The following is a 2,479-nucleotide window of genomic DNA, read 5'->3' on the forward strand; positions in this document are numbered from 1 at the left end:
AACAACAAGATCAGCTACTACAGCCCCAACATGGGTGGCTTTTATGCAGGCATCGACTATGTCTTCGATGAAAAGCCCGGGGTTAGCGAAGACCGCCACGCCATCAAGATTGGCTATAAACAAAAGGAGTTCGAAGTGGCGCTGGGCCACCAGAACGAAAAGGACAAGAAGGACAAGTACACCGTGCTGGCCGCGATGTACGACTTCGGCAGCTTCTCGGTTTCGGGCATGTACAACCGGCGCGACGGCACCGCAGCCAACGGCGACGACAACGAGTATGCCCTGGGCGTGACCGTGCCGATGGGTGCGTTTGCCTTCTCGGGCGGTTACGCACACAGCAAGACCAAGGGTTCGACTCGCGGCGCCAAGGACGGAAAAGCCAAAGGTTTTGGCCTGGGCCTCACCTACAGCCTGTCCAAGCGCACGCGCCTCTACGCCGGCTGGCGCGACGTCGAGGTGAAGGACAACAAGGGCACCAGGACCAAGGACGAGCGTCTGTACGCGGTGGGCGTGCGCCACGACTTCTGAACATGCGCCCCCAAGCCCGCCTTGCGGTTGCGAGACGGGCTTTTTACGTGTTCTCCAAGGCCGTCCAGGGATATTCTCTCTCGATGGCATTCGGGCCGCGCCGGGGTATGTTGGCGCGGTTTTTTTAACAGCCCTGCCAACGCCATACCCGCTTGCAGCACCGTTGCCGCACCCCAGCGGCGCATCAGTGCCGGCACGCTCAGCGCCCCGGCCAGGTAGCCTATCGCGTTGGCGGTATTCGTGGCCCCGGCCAGCAAGTAGCTCCAACCCAGATCGGTTTGCATCGGCGGCAGCAGCAACCCATACGCAAAGCGCGTGATGCCCAACGAGACCGCCACGCCCAGCGACAGCGCCCACGCCAGTGCCAACCCACCCCACAATGGGGGGTGAAGCGGATCAGATCGGCGCCGACCGGCGCGCTGCCCTGCGTGTCAGCCCACCCCACAATGGGAGAGAAGCGGTTCCGTGCGAAGGAGGCGACATGGCACCGCATCGTAGCGCCGGTGGTGCATATGCTGTGCACCATGCGTGACACCGTCGACCGCATCTCCACCCCGCTGGCCGTGGACCCTACCCGGCTGCACGCCCTGCTGGAACGCGAGCGGACGCACTGCCTGAGCGCGCACCCCGCGTGCGCTGCCTTGGCCGCCCGCTGCCAGGCGCATTTTCCGTTTGGCGTGCCGCTGCACTGGATGCGCGACTGGCCAACCCCGGTAAGCCTCTTTCTGCGCACCGCGCAGGGAGCACATGTGCAGTGCGCCGATGGGGTGGACTATGCCGATTTTTGCTTGGGCGACACCGGCGCGATGTTTGGCCATGCGCCAGCGCCGGTGGCTGCCGCGGTGGCGGCCCAGGCGGCACAGGGTTTTACTGGCATGCTGCCCCACGAGATCAGCGCCCGGGTGGGCGAGCTGCTGGCCGACCGCTTTGGCCTGCCGTACTGGCAACTGGCCATGACCGCCAGCGACGCCAACCGCTTCGTGCTGCGCTGGGTGCGTGCGCTCAGCGGCCGTCCGCAGGTGCTGGTATTCGACGGCTGCTATCACGGGGCGGTGGACGACACCCTGGTCGATCGCGACCCCATCACCGGCGCCAGCGTGCGCCGCCCCTCGTTACTGGGCGCGGTGCACAATCACCCGGCCTTCACACGCGTGGTACCGTTCAACGACCTGCAGGCGCTGGAGGATGCGCTGCGCGACGGTCAGGTGGCGGCACTGCTGGCCGAGCCGGCGCTGACCAACTTCGGCTTGGTACCCCCGCAGCCGGGCTTCTGGGAAGCCGCCCAAGCGCTGTGCCAACGCCACGGCACACTGTTCGTGCTGGACGAGACGCACACGCTGTCCACCGGTGTTGGCGGCTGGGCGCGCACGCACGGCCTGCAGCCCGACATCTGGGTAGCGGGCAAAGCCGTGGCCGGGGGCGTACCCTGCGCGGTGTACGGCATGAGCGCCGACGTCGCGGCGCGCCTGCAGGCGGCCAAACGACAGGCCCCGCAAGGCCACAGCGGCATCGGCACCACGCTGACCGCCAACGCCCTGGCGCTGGCAGCACTGGCGGCAGCGCTGCAGCATCTGCACACACCCGACACCTATGCCGCCATGCAGCGCGCGGCGGACATGCTGCAAGCCGGGCTGAACGAGCGCCTGCACACGCACGCGCTGCCGTGGACGCTGACCCGCCTGGGCGCGCGCATGGAATTGCAGTTTCTGCCTGATCCCCCCCGCAATGCCGATGAGGTGCGCGCGCACGCGCAACCGGCGCTGCAAGCCTGCTTGCACCTGTTCCTGCTCAACCGCGGGGTGCTGCTGACGCCTTTTCACGGCATGATGCTGTGCGCACCGACCACCACCGACGCTGACGTCGCGCGCCTGCTGCAAGCCTTCGATGCCTGGCTGGCAGCGTTATTCGATTGAGGGCGGCACCACGGCGGCCCACCGAGTCCGTGCTACGC

The 2,479-nt window shown here is 66.8% G+C and carries 3 protein-coding genes; 2 read left to right on the forward strand and 1 reads right to left on the reverse strand.

Translation table 11 applies throughout. From position 1 onward, the window contains the following. On the forward strand, positions 1–528 hold a 528-nt coding region (locus V7Z54_RS09795), incomplete at its 5' end, for a porin (RefSeq protein ID WP_334136221.1). On the opposite strand, the gene V7Z54_RS09985 is transcribed toward V7Z54_RS09795, so the two are convergent. After that, complete coding sequence (locus tag V7Z54_RS09985) at positions 432–866, reverse strand: YbfB/YjiJ family MFS transporter (protein WP_443082472.1); 435 nt, start codon at positions 864–866, stop codon at positions 432–434. The two genes, V7Z54_RS09795 and V7Z54_RS09985, sit on opposite strands and share 97 nt — an antisense overlap. A 186-nt stretch (positions 867–1,052) precedes the next feature. On the opposite strand from V7Z54_RS09985, the gene V7Z54_RS09805 reads away from it, so the two are divergent. Continuing rightward, positions 1,053–2,441: a transaminase gene (locus tag V7Z54_RS09805; RefSeq protein ID WP_334136222.1), complete on the forward strand. Its 1,389-nt coding sequence runs from the start codon at positions 1,053–1,055 to the stop codon at positions 2,439–2,441. The last annotated feature ends 38 nt before the right edge of the window (positions 2,442–2,479 follow it).

Origin of the sequence: Tepidimonas sp., from assembly GCF_036824975.1 — a bacterium.
Classification (GTDB): domain Bacteria; phylum Pseudomonadota; class Gammaproteobacteria; order Burkholderiales; family Burkholderiaceae_C; genus Tepidimonas.